This is a genomic window from Sphingopyxis sp. BE235 (assembly GCF_031457175.1).
Taxonomy (GTDB): Bacteria; Pseudomonadota; Alphaproteobacteria; order Sphingomonadales; family Sphingomonadaceae; genus Sphingopyxis.
Map to the genome: position 1 here is coordinate 1,305,643 of NZ_JAVDWC010000001.1, position 18,194 is coordinate 1,323,836.

Annotated in this window: 13 protein-coding genes and 1 pseudogene; 6 read left to right on the top strand and 8 right to left on the bottom strand. The window is 62.9% G+C overall.

The window, feature by feature from the left end:
• Nucleotides 1-547 precede the first annotated feature (547 nt).
• The 3 genes from traA to J2X38_RS06155 all read left to right on the top strand — a co-directional run bounded on the left by traA (nucleotide 548) and on the right by J2X38_RS06155 (nucleotide 4,917).
• Nucleotides 548-3,487 carry a Ti-type conjugative transfer relaxase TraA gene (gene traA / locus J2X38_RS06145; RefSeq protein ID WP_058815461.1) on the top strand — a complete coding sequence of 980 codons (2,940 nt, stop codon included), beginning with the start codon at nucleotides 548-550 and terminating at the stop codon, nucleotides 3,485-3,487.
• A 9-nt stretch (nucleotides 3,488-3,496) separates the two neighbouring features.
• Nucleotides 3,497-4,201 carry a DUF6118 family protein gene (locus tag J2X38_RS06150; protein ID WP_058815462.1) on the top strand — a complete coding sequence of 235 codons (705 nt, stop codon included), beginning with the start codon at nucleotides 3,497-3,499 and terminating at the stop codon, nucleotides 4,199-4,201.
• Between the two features lie 113 nt (nucleotides 4,202-4,314).
• Nucleotides 4,315-4,917, top strand: coding sequence for a glutathione S-transferase family protein (locus J2X38_RS06155; protein ID WP_137889384.1), 603 nt, complete (start codon nucleotides 4,315-4,317; stop codon nucleotides 4,915-4,917).
• Nucleotides 4,918-5,396: 479 nt separating this feature from the next.
• Here the strand turns inward: J2X38_RS06155 and J2X38_RS06160 are convergent.
• From J2X38_RS06160 to J2X38_RS06185, 6 genes and pseudogenes are all read right to left on the bottom strand, one after another.
• Nucleotides 5,397-5,711, bottom strand: a pseudogene (locus J2X38_RS06160) (ATP-binding protein); the annotation flags it as partial.
• A gap of 134 nt (nucleotides 5,712-5,845) precedes the next feature.
• A complete protein-coding gene (locus tag J2X38_RS06165) occupies nucleotides 5,846-8,971 on the bottom strand; it encodes a TonB-dependent receptor domain-containing protein (RefSeq protein ID WP_058815464.1) in 3,126 nt (1,041 codons plus the stop codon).
• A 118-nt stretch (nucleotides 8,972-9,089) separates the two neighbouring features.
• Entirely contained in the window at nucleotides 9,090-10,187 is a 1,098-nt protein-coding gene (locus tag J2X38_RS06170; protein WP_058815465.1) for an AbrB family transcriptional regulator, read from the bottom strand.
• Entirely contained in the window at nucleotides 10,180-11,520 is a 1,341-nt protein-coding gene (locus J2X38_RS06175) for a CitMHS family transporter (protein ID WP_058815466.1), read from the bottom strand. Before J2X38_RS06175 ends, J2X38_RS06170 begins: the two co-directional genes overlap by 8 nt.
• Before the next feature lie 158 nt (nucleotides 11,521-11,678).
• Nucleotides 11,679-13,061, bottom strand: coding sequence for a sensor histidine kinase (locus J2X38_RS06180; protein ID WP_137889389.1), 1,383 nt, complete (start codon nucleotides 13,059-13,061; stop codon nucleotides 11,679-11,681).
• Nucleotides 13,062-13,087: 26 nt separating this feature from the next.
• Nucleotides 13,088-13,756, bottom strand: a complete 669-nt coding sequence (locus tag J2X38_RS06185) for a response regulator transcription factor (RefSeq protein WP_058815843.1) — start codon at nucleotides 13,754-13,756, stop codon at nucleotides 13,088-13,090.
• Between the two features lie 79 nt (nucleotides 13,757-13,835).
• Between J2X38_RS06185 and J2X38_RS06190 the strand changes: the two genes are divergently transcribed.
• Nucleotides 13,836-14,975: an ABC transporter substrate-binding protein gene (locus tag J2X38_RS06190; protein WP_058815468.1), complete on the top strand. Its 1,140-nt coding sequence runs from the start codon at nucleotides 13,836-13,838 to the stop codon at nucleotides 14,973-14,975.
• 216 nt (nucleotides 14,976-15,191) lie between these two features.
• On the opposite strand, the gene J2X38_RS06195 is transcribed toward J2X38_RS06190, so the two are convergent.
• Both J2X38_RS06195 and J2X38_RS06200 read right to left on the bottom strand, forming a co-directional pair.
• On the bottom strand, nucleotides 15,192-15,659 hold the full coding sequence (locus tag J2X38_RS06195; RefSeq protein ID WP_310252282.1) for an SRPBCC family protein: 468 nt from the start codon (nucleotides 15,657-15,659) through the stop codon (nucleotides 15,192-15,194).
• Nucleotides 15,656-16,000 (bottom strand): helix-turn-helix transcriptional regulator, encoded by a 345-nt coding sequence (locus J2X38_RS06200; RefSeq protein ID WP_058536550.1) that lies wholly within the window; start codon nucleotides 15,998-16,000, stop codon nucleotides 15,656-15,658. Before J2X38_RS06200 ends, J2X38_RS06195 begins: the two co-directional genes overlap by 4 nt.
• Nucleotides 16,001-16,146: 146 nt before the next feature.
• Here J2X38_RS06200 and J2X38_RS06205 point away from each other — a divergent pair, with 146 nt between their 5' ends.
• Nucleotides 16,147-16,992, top strand: coding sequence for a hypothetical protein (locus J2X38_RS06205; RefSeq protein WP_310252284.1), 846 nt, complete (start codon nucleotides 16,147-16,149; stop codon nucleotides 16,990-16,992).
• 713 nt (nucleotides 16,993-17,705) lie between these two features.
• Nucleotides 17,706-18,167, top strand: a complete 462-nt coding sequence (gene dksA / locus J2X38_RS06210; protein WP_058536549.1) for an RNA polymerase-binding protein DksA — start codon at nucleotides 17,706-17,708, stop codon at nucleotides 18,165-18,167.
• The last annotated feature ends 27 nt before the right edge of the window (nucleotides 18,168-18,194 follow it).

Genomic DNA, 18,194 nt, shown 5'->3' on the forward strand with positions numbered 1-18,194 from the left:
TCGCTGGTCGCTTCAGCCATCCGGCGTCCGAAAGCGCCGGAAGTGATGACAAGGTTCTCAGGTTCCCCCAATGATCTCTCGCTTGCTGTAGGCACCGACTATACCCCGTGTGAAGTCTGGCCTCGGCACCACGCAAACCCATGCCGGGGCTGGCGCGCGGCGAGCCGCGTGCCTCCAGTCCGCGTCAATCCACCGCAGACCAACGCTTCACCGGCCAGCGGCTTGCGCCGCAGACCGACCCGCCCACTTCCGAGTCGGCGAGTTCCATGTTTAAACGGGGCGTCCGCCATCGGTTCGGTTTCCCTTGCCATGGCAAGCTCGCTGGCCGGACCGCTCACGGGGTCGGAAGTCCCCGCCCGTCCGGCTTTGACGGGTTCTGCTGATTTATGGCTCCCCGGAAGCACCCGGTTCACCTCACCCATCTGCTTGTCGTCGCATGTTGCGTCACACGACGCGCGGGGCATCTCACCCCGCGAGATCATAAGGAGCATGAAATTGAAATACCTCCTTTCTTTCAACGTCAGAACCTGACGCACGGATTGCCGTCATGGCAATCTTTCACTTCTCCGCGAAAGTCATCGGGCGCGCTGCCGGGCGCAGCGCCGTTGCCGCAGCCGCCTATCGTGCGGGCGAGCGGCTGCACGATGAACGGCTCGACCGCGACCATGATTTCCGCGCCAAGTCCGGCGTCGAGCATAACGAGATCATGTTGCCCGAAGGCGCGCCCGAACGCTTCTCGGATCGGGAAACCCTCTGGAACGAGGTCGAAGGATGCGAGAAGCGCAAGGACGCGCAGCTTGCTCGCGAGGTCGAATTTTCCATTCCGCGCGAGATGAGCAAGGTCGATGGCATCGAGCTTGCCCGCGATTTCGTGCAGTCCGAATTTGTCGATCGCGGGATGATCGCGGATTTGAATGTGCATTGGGACATCGGTGCGGACGGCCAGCCCAAACCCCATGCCCATGTCATGCTCACCATGCGCGAGGTGGGTGAGGACGGTTTTGGGCAGAAGGTCCGCGAGTGGAACCGCACCGAACTTGTCGAGCAGTGGCGCGAGCGTTGGGCCAATCACGTCAACGCGCGGCTTGCCGAACTCGATATAGACGCCCGCATCGATCACCGATCCTTGGAAGCGCAGGGCATCGACCTTGAGCCGCAAGACAAGATCGGCCCCGCAGCCTCGCGCATGGGCGAGCGCGGGCTTGAGTCCGAGCGCATCGAGGATCATCGCGCCGTCGCGCAGCGCAACGGCGAACGCATCATCGCGGAGCCGCGCGTCGCGCTCGACGCAATCACCCACCATCAGGCGACGTTCACCAACCGCGACCTTGCGATGTTCGTGCATCGCCACACCGACGGGAAGGATCAATACGACCGGGCGATGAGCGCTGTTCGCGGTTCGCCCGACTTGATCGAACTCGGCAAGGACGGGCGCGGCGAAGATCGCTTCACCAGCCGCGACATGATCGACACCGAACAGCGGTTGCAGCGCGCTTCGGAATTGATGGCGAAGCGCGAACGACATCGCGTGTCGGAGGGCGACCGGGAAAGCGCGCTTCGCGCGGCGGCGGCGCGCGGGCTGGACCTGTCAGGCGAGCAGCGCGCGGCGTTTGAACATGCGAGCGATGGCAGGGGTTTGAGTGTCGTCGTCGGTTACGCCGGGACCGGCAAGAGCGCGATGCTGGGCGTGGCGCGGGAGGCATGGGAAGAGGCCGGGTTCAATGTGCGCGGCGTCGCGCTGTCGGGCATCGCAGCCGAAGGGCTTGAGAATGGCTCTGGCATCGCCTCGCGCACCATCGCCAGCATGGAACATGGTTGGTCGCAGGGGCGCGACATGCTCACGTCTCGCGATGTGCTGGTGATCGACGAGGCTGGCATGGTCGGCACCCGCCAGATGGAGCGCGTATTGTCCCATGCCGCCGACGCCGGCGCCAAGGTCGTGCTGGTCGGCGACCCGCAGCAGTTGCAGGCCATCGAGGCGGGTGCGGCGTTCCGGGCGATCCACGAACGGCATGGCGGCGTCGAGATTACGGAGGTTCGCCGCCAGCATGAGGGCTGGCAGCAGGACGCTACCCGGCATCTTGCGACCGGCCGAACCGGCGAGGCGATCAACGCCTACGCCGATCACGGTATGGTTCACACCGCCGAGACGCGCGAACAGGCCCGGAGCGATCTTGTCGAGCGGTGGGATCGCGACCGGCAAGCGAACCCCGACGCCAGCCGGATCATCCTCACTCACACCAATGCCGAGGTGCGCGAACTCAACGAGGCCGCGCGCGACCGGATGCGCGCGGCGGGCGAACTGGGCGACGATGTTCGCGTGAAAACCGAACGCGGCGATCGTCCCTTCGCATCGGGGGACCGCATCATGTTCCTGCGTAATGAGCGCGGCCTTGAGGTGAAGAACGGCACGCTGGGCACCGTCGAACAGGTCAATCAGCAGGGCATGACCGTTCGCACCGATGACGGGCGCAACGTCGCATTCGACATGAAGGATTATGCTCATGTCGATCATGGCTATGCAGCCACGATCCACAAGGCGCAGGGCATGACCGTCGACCGTGGCCATGTGCTGGCGACACCCGGCATGGACCGTCATAGCAGCTATGTCGGTATGACACGCCACCGCGACGGCTTGGCCCTTCACTATGGCCGCGACGACTTCAAGGACGATGCCCAGCTTGCCCGCACCCTGTCCCGCGAGCGCGCGAAAGACATGGCGAGCGATTATGCCCGCGTCGATCCGGCCAAGGAGTTCGCCGAGCGGCGCGGCATTGGCGAGCGCGTCGCGGAAATCGCCCGCGCGGGTGCGGAGAAGGCGCGCGGGATCTTCGACGGGTTGCGCCTCTCGCTGCAGGGCCAGCAGCGTGAGCAGGGCATGTTCGCGGGCTTCCGTCCGCCTGAACAGAGGAGTGAGCAGGCACAGACCCAGCCCTCCCATGCCACCGGCCAGCGTCGCGCCGTCGAACGCTATGCGCGCGCGGTGAACGAGGTCGCCCGGATGCGCGACCGGGGCTTGCCCGTGCTGCCCCATCAGCATGACGCCCTGAACAGGGCGGGAGAGGCATTAGACGCGATCCGGCCTCACGCCTCCACCGACTTGCAGAACGCCCTCCAGCGCCAGCCGGAGCTTATCCACGAGGCCGCGGAGGGGCGCAGCCAGGCTGCGGTGCAGGCGATGAACAAGGAAGCGGAACTGCGGGCCGATCCGTTCCAGCGCGCCGATCGCTTTGTCGAGGGCTGGAAGCAGCTCCGGCAGGCGCAGGACGATCTACGGCGCGACGGCGATTTCCGGGGTGCGAAGCGCGTCGGGCAGGAAATGGCGGGCATGGCGAAGAGCCTCGAACGCGACGCGCAGGTCGAATCGCTGCTGCGCGGGCGCAGCCGGGAATTGGGAATTGATGCGGCCATGGGCCGCAGCGTGGCGCGCGATCTCGCGGACTCGGTGCCGTTCGATCACGGCCGCAACCTTGGCATGAGCCGATAGGAGGACAGCATGAATAGTGACAGACAGCTACCCCGACTGCCCTATGACGAGCCGGACTCCGATCCGGCGACGCGGGCGTTCAACCGGCTAGAAGGCGAAATGGCGATGATGCGCCGTGCGGTCGAACATCTCGCAACCGAGAAATCAGAGATCGACATTCCCGATTACAGCAAGACGCTGGGCGAGATGGCGAACCGGCTTGTCTCCATCGAGCGCCAGCCCGCCATGCAGATGACTCCGGAAGACTTCGAGGCGCGGATGACGGCGGCGGCGGCACGAGCGCGACGCGACGACGAGGTCTTGATTGTGGCTGCGAAGCGGGAGCGTGGCGAGGCAATCCGCGATCTGCGGGCGATCATCGGCACGGCCAACTCCATCTACGAGCAAAAAAGACTTCGTTGGTGGTATGTCGGCGGCGGCTTGCTCGCCGGGTGCCTCCTGTGGTCGGTGCTTCCCGGATTTGTCGCGCGCACCCTTCCGACAAGCTGGCACCTGCCGGAACGCATCGCCGCGCGCACCGTTCGTGAGCCGACCCTATGGGAAGCGGGGACTCGGATCATGCACGCTGATAGTCCGGCGGCGTGGCAGGCCATCGCCGAGGCCGCCGACATGCGCCGTGACAACCGCGAGGTGATCGACGCTTGCTTGCAGCGGGCCACCAAGGTCAGGCAGCCGGTGCGGTGCACGATTAGAGTGAGGAACCGGCAACTTTGAGCATATCGCGCGGGGCAGCCCGACGAAGCCTGCTGTCAGCAAACGACCGATAACGGCTTTCCGACAACAAAATCTCGTTGCGCAAAAGCTGCTGTTCGTGACAGCATCGGTGGATGCTAAAACTGCACTTTGCTCCCCTTACTCGCTCCGTCAGAATCAGATGGTTCTTGGAAGAGTTGGGGCTCGAATACGAGTTATTACGTTCAGAGTATAATCGAGACGGTAGCAGGGGATTCGCCCAGAATACCCCGTCAGGCCAATACCCATACATTGAAGACGGCGATGTCGCTCTTTCAGAGTCGGGGGCGATCGTCCAATATCTCTTGGAGCGGTATGGAAATGGGCAGCTCGAGCCGCCTATCGGATCAAAGGATCGTGCCGCCTATCTCTACTGGCTGCATTTTGCAGAAGGCACAGCCGCCAATGCCATCAATACGACCGTTTGGTTGACAGTCTACCGGGATGATGCGGATCGACATCAGGAAATCATCAGCGCGGTGCGTGACAGCGCAAACACGGTGTTTAACAAGATTGAAGCAGCCCTCGCTACCCAGCCATATATTACCGGAAACGATTTTTCGGCTGCTGACATCATGATGGGCTTTACACTGGGGTCCGCGAAGTGGCTTCAACTGCTCACCGATGCGCATCCCAAAACGCTTGAGTATGTTGACAGATTATTCGCCCGCCCGGCGTTGCAAAAGTCGCTTAGCTAAATTCGGCAATTTGGCTGCCTTGGTCTGCGATTGGCGATAATTCGACAGTCCAGATTTTACCATTTCCGGTGAGACGTGAGCCAAATAGTTGAGCATCATTCGCTATCCGAACGGCCAGTGGCCTAAAATAAGATTTGAAGCAGCGCTGTTTCCGTCCCGTTGCGTTCCGAATCATATCATTTCGGCCCACGGGAAATGTGGGAACGCCTGTGGTGTCAGGTTTGGGCAATTTTGAAGTTTTCACGTAAAATCAACGCGATAAACCGCTTGACTGGTGACCCCTACGGAAAACCCAAGTGTGTCAAACGGCGTTCAAACGGGACCCCCGATCGGCGTCGAAGAGGGAGCCCCTTTTCGGATATGATGTTGGTTTGTTGAGGTGAGCCTAGCGCTGCGTGCGGCGGAGGGCGGGCGTAGCCCGACCGGAGACGCGCGCAGCGCAAGATAGATTTTAAAGCGGCCGAACCGGGCGGCAATTTGCGGTTTTTGAAGCGCCAGCTGTCGTTGCCGGTCTCGACGATATCGCAATGGTGGGTGACGCGGTCGAGCAGGGCCGTGGTCATTTTGGGGTGGCCGAACACGGTAGGCCATTCGCCGAAGGCGAGGTTCGTAGTGATGATGACGCTGGTACGCTCATAAAGCTTGCTGATGAGGTGGAACAGCAACTGTCCTCCCGAGCGCGCAAAGGGCAGATATCCAAGCTCATCGAGCACCACCAGGTCGAGCCGCGATAGCTGTGCCGCCAGGGTCCCGCCCTTGCTGATCCGGGTCTCCTCTTCGAGGCGTGTCACCATTTAGGGCCAAGTAGCCCTATACGCGTCCGCTATCCGGCCGGAAGCACCCCAAAAAAGAGCTGGCTTCGGCGAAGCCAGCTCGAGTCAGGATGAACAGGTCTGCGAGAGCGCCGACATCATGATCGGCCCCATAGCTAGAATTTCGCCTTGATCGATGCGTAGAAGGAGCGCCCGATCACGTCGTAAGTCGCAGCATCGGTCGTCAGCGGCGAAGCGCTGATGAACGGCGGCGCCTTGTCGGTCAGATTCGTCACACCCAATCCGAAGGAGAAGCGCTTGTCGATATCGAAGTCCGCGTTGAGATCGAGATAATTGTAAGCCGGAACCCCGGGGGTCGCCGAGGCCGGATTGGCAACTACGTCCGAATGGACCATCGCCGAGATATGCCGCCACAGAAGTGACAGGCTGAAATCATCGTTTGAATAGGTGATGCGGGTGTTGATCTTCCACTCGGGATGCGAAATCCCGCCGCCGACACCGCCGAACCCGGCGCTTCCGGCATAGTTGAGCGTGGGTGATCCCAGAAGGCCCGCCACCTTGTACTGGCGCAGGTAGGATGCGGTCGTGCTGAATTCGAGCGCGCCCGCCGACGGCGACATCCCGAGCGCTTCGAGCCCGAAACCCCAAGTGAACTGGGTATCGATGCCTGCGACCGTGTAGGTGGCGAAGTTGAAGAGCCCCTGCTGGCCCAACGCAATCTGCCCGGTCAGAGGATCGCGCGAAATGCGCTGACAATAGGCGTTGTTCACCGAATAGGATGGATTGCTCGCGCCATCCGAATTGAAACAGCGCGGCAGGATATCCGAAAGCAGCAGCGATCCGATCGCGTCCTTGATCCGGATATTGTAATAATCCACCGACAGGCTGACCTTGTCGAACAGCTTGCTGTCGAAACGCGGTGTCAACACCACCCCGAACGAATAGGTCTTGGCCCGCTCCGGCGTCAGATTGACGTTACTGCCATCCTGCCCGGCGACGGTTGAAATGCCATAGGTATAGGTCGGATAGATCGCCGCGGGAACGCCCTGTGCCTGGCACAGCGCCTGCACCTGGCTCGCGCTCCCCCCGGTGCGATAGATGCTGCCGACCGCGCAGGGATCGCCCGCATTCGGGCCCGTCCCGATCGGCAGCTGCGCGACCGACGTCGGCCCGAACAGATTGCCGAGGCTGGGCGCGCGGATCGCGACAGAATAGCTGCCGCGCACGAACACCGGCTCGACGGGACGCCAGCTCAGATCGGCCTTGTAGGTGTGCTGCCCCCCGAACAGGCTATAATCCGAATAGCGATAGCCGAGGTTTGCTGTGAGTTCCTGGAAGAAGGGCGTATCCCTGAGGATCGGCACGAGCAATTCAGCGAAAACCTCGCTGACCTTCTGCTTCCCCGACGCCGCGCTCACAAATCCGTAGCCGATCGAATCGTTGGTCGAGAGTGTCGAATCGGGAAGATAATCGAACGAAGTCTGGCGGTTCCCGGCACCGAGCGCGAAGCTCAGATCACCCGCCGGAAGAGTGAAAAGAGGGCCCTGGATCGTCGCCTCGACGATCCTTTGCGACTGGTCGTTCACGTTGATGTTCGTGCGACCAACATATTCGAGGCAGCCCGGGCTGAGCGGATCGAGACCGAGCGGATTCCAAGCATAGCCGCGGCAGGTGCCAGCGGGGCCGCTGTAGTTGGCGGTCCCGTTGAGTACGCTCGTGACGGCCGCGAGGCTGATATCACCCGCCATCACGTTGACGAATTTCGACTTTCCGTAGGATCCGTAGACATTCCATTGCAACGAGGTGCCCGGAATTTCGCCTTTCAGGCCCAATACGGCTTGCCAGACGTCATTGTCGAAGGACGACAGGCGGTTGCCGAGCGTGGTCAGCGCCTTGGTGACGATGATATTTCCGGTCGGGGTTGGCGTGATCGAATTCAGAATGGCGCGCAGATCGGCGTTGCCCGTCAGGAAGGGATTGTTCTGGGGCACCAGCAAGGGTGCCGACGGTTTCGACGAGCCGGGCCCGGTCCGGCTGAAGGCTTCCGAACGCAGATAGCCGAATTGGGCATAGCCGGTAATTTCGGGGCTGAATTCATAGGTCAGCCGCGCAAAGGCATTGTAGCGTTTCAGCGGGACCTGGACGGCGAAATATTGGCCGAGTGCGATCTGGACCTGGCGGCAGTTGCTGCTGATGTTGAGGCCCACGACGCCCTGGTTGAGGCCGCGATAGTTCTGGACGCAATTGGTTCCGGCAAGGTCGGTGAATATCGTGCCGTCGCCATTGACCCCGATCGCCCCGTTATAGAGGCCGCTGCCGGAAATCGGCGTAGTTCCGGCATATCGCGCCAGAACGGCGTTGACGGCAGCGATCGTCGGCGCGCCGCCGCCATAGTTTCCGGCCGCGATAATGCCTTCCGGAGGGCGGGCAAGCTGCCGGATATTGGCGAAAAAGGGCCGGGCGCTGCCGATCACCGCCCCGCGTTCTGCATATTCCACGGCAAAGAGGAAATTGCCGCGGTCCTCGGCGAAATCCGCACCGAAGGCAGCGCTCACGCTGGTGGTATCGCCGTCGCCTTGGTCGGTAATCCCCTTTTTCGCGGACAGTTCGAGGCCGTCCAGATTTGTGCGCAGCTTGAAATTGGTAACCCCGGCGACCGCATCCGATCCATAGGTCGCCGACGCGCCGCCGGTGATCACCTCGACCGACCCGATCAGCGACGATGGAATGGTGTTGAGATCGATGGCGCCATCGGGGCTCGACGGCATGAGCCGGCGACCATCGAGCAAAACGAGCGAGCGGTTCGGGCCGAGCCCGCGCAGGTCGCTGTAGGACTGGCCGCCGCCAAAGCCGATGGTGCCCTGCGTGTCGCCGACCTCGGCGGCGCCTTGCCCACCCGCAAATTGCGGCAACTGTCCGATCACCTTGTCGAGCGAAGGCTGCCCCGTCGCGGAAAGTTCGCTTTCGCCGACGGTGGAAATCGGGCTAGAAGACCGCGCATCGCGGCGCGCGATCAGCGAGCCCGTTACGATAATTTCCGCATTGCCTGCCGCATCGGATGTTTCCGCACCTTCGACGGCGGTCGCGTCGACCTCCTGAGCGCGAGCGGTACCGGCCGGGACACCGATCAGGCCGGCGACGCATCCCGCGAGCGTCACGCTCGAAAGGCGGACGGCGGGAACGCGCGACACCGCGACCTTCGCCATCATCGCGATCGCAATCGATCCGCTACTGCTTTGCGAATAGGCCCATAGCTTCCGGGCGCGCACCTTGCCTGCCATAAATCCTCCCCTGACCGGTCTTGCCGATCACTTGTTGCGGACCCGATTCTTCGAGCCTCTTTTCCCACATTAGGCACGCAAGCTGTCACCAAGCTGTCGCCGCCCGACATGCAGGGAATCATGTCATAGCATTGATTTTACTAAATTTATTTGAAACGAACATGGCCACACGCGGTCCAAGCGACAAGGCGACCAGAAATCGCATCGCCTGCAACGACATCACGAGCGGCGTGTCGCTGTGCGTCGACACCGCGATGATCGCGATCGAATCGAGCCCGCCGGGACTGGTAGCGAGATAGGCCGTGACCGGATCGATGCCGAGTTGCCAGACCAGAAGGCCGCCCAGCCCGGCGCACATGGCGACCAGCACCAGCGAGGAAAGAATGATCCATGGCAGGCTGCGCGCCGCGCTGGCTACCACGTCGCGGCTGAACGTCAGGCCGATGCGCCAGCCGATGAAGGCGTAGGCGGCGGCGAGGAGCGGAGCCGGGGTTGCCAACGCCGCGCCCGACCACCAGTTCCACGCCGTGCCGATGACAATCGCGCTGATCATCGGCCCCGCCGGGATACGCAGTACCAGGCCGGCGACAACGCTCGCCAGCACGACCAGTAGGGTGACACCCAGCGCCGCGAGATCGAATCCTTGCCACAGCGCCACCGACCTGTCCGGAGCGGTATGGCCGTCGCCTACAAACACCAGCAGAACGGACGCCACAACGACGACGGTCAGGACGCGCATATAGGTAATAACCGCAACCAGACGCGCGTCGGCGCCATAGGCGTCGGCTAGAATCACCATCGGCGCCGCCCCGCCGGGGGCCGATCCCCAGATCGCGGCAGTGCCCGGCACCGCGCCCGACCGCATCAGGAGATAGCCGAGTACAAAACTCGCGGCAAAGACAGCGAAGGTCACGCCGACGAAGACGGGCCAGTCGTTCGCCAGCGTCGCCAGCAACCCCGGCTCGAAATAGCGCGCGATCAGACAGCCGATGACCGCCTGCGACGCGAGGAAGCAGGGGCGCGGCACGGTTACCGTCTTGCCTCGCATCGCAAGGACGATGCCGGCAAGCATCGGGCCGAGCAGCATGGCCGCCGGAACGGCAAGCAGTTCCAGCAATCCGGTCAGCGCGATCGAGAGTGCGAGCAGCGCGGCCCAGCGGGTCAGCGGAGGCCGCGGATATTGCTTCCCGGCCGCCTCGTCCGTGCCGTCATCCACCTGCAGCGACGAACGGGAACGCGCCGGTCAGGATCGCGGCGAAGAAAAAGACGACGCATGAGCCAAGCGCCCATTTGAGAGTGAAGCGCTGATGCTCGCCAAGCTCGATTCCGACGAAGCTCACGAGGAGGAAGGTCGAGGCGACGAGCGGGCTCAACAGATGCACCTGCTGCCCGACCAGCGAGGCGCGCCCCATCTCGACAGGACTGATGCCGTAATGCGTCCCCGTTTCGGCAAGGATGGGTACGATGCCGTAGTAAAAGGCGTCGTTGGAAATGAAGAAGGTAAAGGGCGCACTCAGCACGGCGGTGATCGGCGCCAGATAGGGACCCATGCTTTCCGGCACCGCGTGGGTCACCGTAGCGGCCATCGCATCGACCATTTGCGTCCCCGAAAGGATGCCGGTGAAGATGCCGGCGGCAAAGACCAGCCCGCCCACCGCGAGCGCGTTGCCCGCATGAGCCGACAACCGTTCGCGCTGTTCGTCGAGCGACGGGAAGTTGAGCATCATCGCGAGCGCAAAGGCGAGCATGAAGAGGACGGCTAGCGGCATGACGCCCATGACCAGCATTACCAGGAGCCCGAACGTGAGCGCGAGATTGAACCAGAAGAGCCGTGGACGCCGGGCCTCGACATGGCTTTCGACGTCGGCTGCGAGGATTTCGGATGCGGTCGCATCTTCGTCGATCGCATCGACCGGCAGCTTCGCCAGCCTGTCGCGTTCCTTCAGTCCGAAACGATAGGCGACGAACACAACCCAGGCCGCGGTCGCGATCATCGACGGGATCAGCGGCAGGAATATGTCGCTGACGTCGACATGGAGCGCGCTCGCAACCCGCGCCGTGGGGCCGCCCCACGGCAGCACATTCATCACCCCGCCCGCCATGATCACGACGCAGGCGAGCATCCGGACGTCCATTTTCATATGACGATAGACGGGCAGCATTGCCGCGGTGGTGATCATGTAGGTCGTCGCGCCGTCCCCATCGAGCGATACCATCAGCGCAAGCAGCGCGGAACCGATCATGATGCGGACGGGGTCGCCGTGTACGATGCGGACGATCGCACGGATTAACGGGTCGAAGACGCCGACATCGATCATCAGCCCGAAATAAAGGATCGCAAAGACCAGCATGACACCGGTCGGGGCGAGTTGCTTCACGCCGTTCATCATCATCGTGCCGAGGTCGGTCTGATAGGCCCCGAACAACAGAAATCCGACCAGCGCGAAAGAAACCGGCACGACAATCAGCGCGACAATGGCGGAAAGACGCTTGGTCATGATCAGCGTCATGAAGACGCTGACCATCGCGAAGGCGTAGAGAGACAACATGGTCCTGATCAGCCGAGTGGTGCCGCAGCCGGAGGCCGGACAAGGCCCCCCGCGCTTCGGCGGGCCGGCAAAGATGCCGGCATGTCCGCGCCTTGATGGATAGCCACAAATCCTCCCTCATTGCTGTTCCTGTTCCGGAACCTTGCACACCAACTAGCTCAGGGACCTTTCACCAAGCTGTCAGCGTCTGGCGGGAAAATAATCGTAAGCCGCAAACCGCGATCACCCGGACCGCCGTCGAGCCCGAGGTCAAGGCCGAGAGTCTCGGCGATCGAGTGGGCGATCGACAATCCCAATCCGCTGCCATCGTTCCCGGCGTGCGGGTTCAGCCGAATGAAGCGTTCAAAGACCTTTTCGCGATCTTCGGGCGGAATGCCGGGCCCGTCGTCCTCAACCCGGATCGCGGCGGGTCGCTCATCGACAATCACGCTGACCTGCCCGCCCGGCCGGTTATAGCGAATGGCATTGTCGACGATGTTGACGAGCATTTCCGTCGCCAGCGCCGTGTTGGTCCGGACCTCGACCGCGCGCTGCGGCGCGCCGAGATGCAGTCGAATCTGCCTTGCGCTCGCGACGGCCTCCTGCCCGCTCACGACATCGGCCGCTAACCGGCGAAGATCGGCCGGCTCAAGGATCACCCGTTCGGGATGTCCGCTATCAACGCGCGCCAGTGACAGCAGCTGGTTCAGCAAATGGCTGAGCCGGGCTCCTGCATCGTCGATATCTTCGATCGACCCTTTCGCTTCGGCGCTTCCCGGCTTCGCCCGCTTGAGGACCGCGACATGGGTGCGCAGGACCGACAGCGGTGTACGCATCTGGTGCGATGCATCGGCGGTAAACCGGCGAATGCCCGCAAATCCGCTGTCGAGCCGGGCGAGCATGGTGTTGAATGCACTGACCAGATCGCCGAGTTCGCCCGGAACGCCGGCAGCCGAAAGCGGGGTCAGGTCCTCCGCACCGCGTCGATCCATTTCGGCCTGCAAACGCTTCAGCGGAGCAAGGCCGCGACGCACGGCGATCGGCATCAGCATGGCTGCGGTAGCAATGAGCGCGAGCTCCAGCACCGCGAGCCCGACCAGCAGTCCACGCGCCATACGCTTGCGCGCATCGAGCGTTTCGGCGACCTGAACGACGATCGGCTCGCTGACCTGCGGCACGATCCGGGTAACCGCCACGATACGGACTTCATGTCCCAGGTATCGACTTTCGGCGAAAGTAAACTCCTCCTGCCGCGCCGGGTCGATCCGGATCTGGGGCAGGTCCGTATAGCCGGTCAGGATTTCGCGCCCCCGCCGGACGCTGTAATAGACATTGTCGCGCGCGTTATTCTCCAGCATTCCGAATACGGCAGGTGAAAGATCGAGGGTGATTTCGCCATCGTCGCTGCCCAGCGAGTCGGCTATGCCGCGTGATGCCGCGCTCAATATCCGGTCGTTAACGGCGCCGACCGTGCGGGTAATCGCAAAAGAACCGGCGACCCCGAGGACCAGCGCCAGCATCGCAACCGGCAGGACCAGCCATCCGAGCATCCGGCCCGTCAACGACCCTTCCCGCGGCCGGGCTGACTTCAACGCGGTTCGATCACATAGCCGAGGCCACGGATTGTCCGGATTGCAGGACCATCGGGCTCGAGCTTGCGGCGAAGGCGCGCGACATAAACCTCGATCGCGTTCGGTGACACGGGTTCATCGTAACCGAACACCTCCGCGCTCAACCTTTCCTTTGGCACGACCTTGCCCGTCTGCGCCGAGAGGCGTTCGAGGACGGCCCATTCGCGGCGCCGCAAATCGAGCGTCCGTCCGTCGACCGCCGCGATACGACGAGCAGGATCGATGGTCAGCCGGCCGATCGTCGTCAGCGGCGACGCCTCGCCCGCCGCGCGGCGCAGCAGCGCGCGAACGCGAGCCTCGAGTTCGCCCGCATCGAAGGGCTTCAGCAAATAATCGTCGGCGCCATGGTCCAGCCCCGCGATGCGGTCCTCGATCGCATCGCGCGCGGTCAGGACCAGTACGGGAACCTTGGATTCGCCGCGCCGGATCGCATTCAGGACGTCGAGGCCGGAAATGTCCGGCAGTCCGATGTCGAGCACCACCAGCGCATAGGGTTCCTCGCGGACGACCATCATCGCGGTTTCGCCGTCCTCGGCAACATCGACCGAATGCCCCGCGCTCCTCAGCAGTGCGGAAACACCGCGCGCGAGGGGCGGATCATCTTCGACAAGCAATATCCTCGCCATCGCTTCAATCTGGCGAAACTCGGCATATTGGTCCACAGGAGATTTAAAGGGAGAGTGACGTGCGAAGGGGAAAGCCCCGATGAAATCACGCGGCATCGTCCGTTGCCTCGGGCTCTGGGTCGGAATTTTTGGGCTTTCGGGTGGCTGTTCCCCGGACACCGACTATGCCGCGCGGGTTCCCGCGGGCTACGACGTTTCTTACGCGAACCTTGTCGAGGACGGCACGAAGGAAGGCCGGCTTGTCATCTGGTCGACGACCGACCGGAAGGTCATGCGCGATCTCCTGTCTGCATTCGAACGCGCCTATCCCGGGATAACGACCGACTATCACGATCTGTCCGCCCGCGATGTCCGCGACCGGTTTCTGGACGAAGAAAAGGCCGGGCGCGGAAATCCCGACCTCCTCCTTTCGTCGTCGATGGACATGCAGATCAAGCTCGTGAACGACGGCTATGCCCAGTCCTATGACTCGCCCGAAAAGGGAAATCTGCCCGATTGGGCGAACTGGAAGAATCAAGCCTGGGGCGTTACCGCCGAACCGGTTGTCATGGTCTACAACAAGGCGCTGCTGTCGCCCGAGCGTGTCCCGCGCAACCATATGGACTTCGTCCGGTTGCTCGAACAGCGCGACACGGAATTGCAGGGACGTATCGCGACCTATGATCCCGCTTCATCGTCGGTCGGCTATCTCTGTCTGTCGCAGGACAATGCCACCAGCGGTCACGTCTGGCAGATGGCTCATGGCCTTGGCGCCAACCGGGCCCGTTTTTTTTCGACTAGCGAAGAGGTGATCAAGGATGTTTCGAGCGGACGGTCGGTGATCGGCTATAATGTCCTCGGATCCTATGCCTTGGACGAGGCGGCTCGCAATCCCGAGCTGGGGGTCGTGTTCCCCGCCGACTACACGCTGGTCATGTCGCGGATCGCCATGATCCCGACCACGTCCGGCCATCCCAACGCCGCGCGGTTGTTTCTGGATTTTCTGTTGTCCGCCAAGGGCCAGGTGCTGCTTACCCGCCATGCGATGCCCTCGGTGCGCAGCGACGTGGAGCGGCCGATGGAACTGCGCGGCACCACGGCACCGATGCGAGCAATACGCGTAGGTCCTGAACTGCTCATCGCGCAGGACAAGCTGACCCGTAACCGATTCATGAAACAGTGGAATCGCGAAATTGAGGCCGGCGCAGCATCAAGCAAGCAGATTGGTCCAACAGGGTGATAGCGGACAACCTCACGGAGCGCTTTGGGCGCATTCTACCACCGATCAATCGGCCTTCTTCTTAGCCTGTAGGCAATACTTGCCGAGGCGTGCGCCAAAGCGGAGCCGCTCGCCTCCGGTAGACTCGGGCAAATCGCCCCAACGTTCAAATAGCCACTTCCAGCGAATTATAATACTGGTGTCTCCGGGAAGGCGGGAATGACGAAGTAAAAAAATCTAGCCGCGATGCTCCAGTAGCTCGGCAAGTTGGCCGAGCACCGTGCCCCAGCCGTCGTGGAAACCCATCTCTTCATGCTTGGCACTGTCCTCGGGAGTCTTGTGCAGCACCCGCGCCGAATAGAGCGTGCCACCATCCTTGGCCTCGAAGGTCAGGATCGCCGTCATCGCGAGCCACGGCTCGGCGGGCTGCCAGCCTTCGGTCAGCACGGTGGTGAAGACGATGCGCTGTTCGGGGATTGCTTCGAGGAAGCAGCCATCGACATGCGGCTGGAAATCGGCCGCGGCCTCCTCGCGCATCTGCGTCACGAACCCGCCGCCGGGGCGGAGGTCGAGCGTGACGATACGGCATTCGATGGGTGCCGGAATCCACCACCGCGCGAGTTTCGCGGGGTCGCTCCAGGCATCCCATACCGCCGACGGCGGCGCGGCGATGTGGCGGGAAATGGTGAGTTCGCTTTTGCTCATGCGTTTTGCTCCGGGGGATTTTGCGATTCGACGAAGTCGGCGAGGCGGTCGGTGCGGCCCTGCCAGATCGCGCGTTGCTGCGAGAGCCAGCCTTCCGCCGCTGCGAGCCGTTCGGCATCGATGCGGCAGGTGCGGACGCGGCCGTGCTTTTCGGTGCGGATCAGGCCCGACAGCTCGAGCACCGACAGATGTTTGAGGAAGGCGGGGAGGCCCATCTCGAAGGGCTCGGACAGCCGCTTTACCGGCGCGGCGCCTTTGAGCAGGCGGCTGACGACCGCGCGGCGCGTCGGGTCGGCGAGCGCGTGGAAGAGCGAATCGAGCGCAGCTTGTTGGTTCACCATGTGGCGAACTATATAAATAGTTTCCCATATGGCAAACTGATTCTCGTTGCGCATAAAAAAGGGCCGCCCCCGAGGGGGCAGCCCTTAGTTCGGTGGTCTGGGTTAGCCCCCCGGACCGCCAGTGGATTTCTCAAGCCGCGTTGGCGTTGTCGTCGTTGCGGTTCGCCGCGCGGCGCCGCGCGACAAGCGCAGCGGCTGCAGCGCCGAACAATAGCATCATCGGCGGTGCAGGAACAGGGGTCGGGTCGCCCGACGAGCTACCATGGCTGCTGCTGCCGCCCGAGCTCGACGAAGACGACGAACTGCTGCTCGACGAGGATGACGAGCTCGTGCTGCCGGTCGAACCAAAGCTGCTGGTGCTGCCGGTCGCGCCCGATGAGGTTGCGCCGCTCGACGTGCTGCTGGACGACGACGAGGACGAGCTGGACGACGAGCTGCTGGAGCCGCCCGAACTGCCGTGCGACGAACTGCCCCAACCCGAGCTGCCCTTCGAAGAGCTGCCGCCCGAAGAGGACGAGCTCGACGACGAAGAGGAGGAGGACGAGCTCGACGACGAGCTGCTGCTCGACGAGGAGGTGCTGACGTTGCCCGAAGAGGTCGAAACATTGCCCGACGAGGTCGAAGTGCTGACGCTGCCGGTCGAGGTCGAGACACCGCCCGTCGACGTCGAAGTCGAAACACCGCCCGTCGAGGTCGACACGCCGCCCGTGGACGTCGAGACACCGCCCGTCGAGGTCGACACCCCGCCGGTGGACGTCGAGACGCCGCCGGTCGAGGTCGAGACACCCGATGAGGTGCTGGACGTCGTGCTGAGGCCGCCGGTCGTCGTCGAGGTGACGACGATGCTGCCGCTGCTGCCGCCGCCGCTGCTGCCACCGAAGAAACCGCCGAAGAAGCCGCCGCCGAAACCGCCGCCAAAGCCGCCGCCGATCACGGTCACGCCGCCGCCGCTGCTGCCGCCTTCGAAGCCCCCGCGCGGGAAGGGCGCGTAGGGGATGGGGGGCAGCGGGATCGTCTGCGTCACGACCTGCGTCTGCGGGGTCGCGGTGCGAATGATGCGCTTCGTCGTAACGACGCGGCGCACGCGCTTTACGGGCTTGCGGGCGGCATGGCGCTTGCGCACCACCTTCTTGCCGGCGCACGGCGAGCAGGACTGGACTGTCTGGGCGCGCGCCTTCGGCACGTCGGCGATCTGCATCGCGCCGCTACCGATGATCGCCCCGCCGCAGGTGCAGGCGCAAAGCTTGGCAAGGGCCATTCGGACAGACATAGGCTTTTCTTTCTTTCCCGTTGCAGGTGCGAAGCGCCATCGACCAGCACCCCCGTCACCTTCGCTATAACTCAAAAGGCCAAAGCTTTATGAACGCGGCAATTGCGTTAACCGCGTTCACCTGTCCGAGAGCGGGAAATGCCATGCGGAATCAACAAAAATCCCGGTATCTGTCCCAAAACAGAACGGATTATGTAACAATTCTATGCAATTGGTTAACCTTCGGACCTAAATCGCGTCGCGCTATAGCGTCCGGCGGGTTGCCACCGGGCGGCAGAATCGCCCCCGACACGATGCCGGTTCATCGCCGCTTCACGGGTCGTCGCTATCGGCAGCTTGGCGCTTGTATCGTTGCCAGCGGCTGGGTATAGGCGCGCCACTCCCCGAGCTGTTTAACAGCCCGTAAGGTGACAGGAAAGGACGCGAGAGCCCCTCATGCCGACCAAGATTGCCGACGTTGGCGCTGACGCGCTTCGCGAAGCCAAATCCAATCTCGATTCGGATTATGTCCCCAGCGACGACGAAGAGTTTATGAACGAGCGGCAGCAGGATTATTTCCGCGGTCTGTTGCGCGCCTGGAAAAAATCGATCCTCTCCGAATCCGAATCGACGCTGGCGCATCTTCAGGACGGCCCGCTGCGCGAACCCGACCTCGCCGACCGCGCGTCGAGCGAAACCGACTGGGCGATCGAACTTCGCACCCGCGACCGCCAGCGCAAGCTGATCGCCAAGATCGATTCGGCGATTCGCCGCATCGACGAAGGCGAATATGGCTATTGCGCGGTCACTGGCGAGCCGATCTCGCTCGCGCGCCTGCAGGCCCGCCCGATCGCGACGATGACGCTGGAGGCGCAGGAGCGCCACGAGCGCAACGAACGGATTTCACGCGAAGATTAGTCGTAGAGGACCGCGGTCCATTTACGA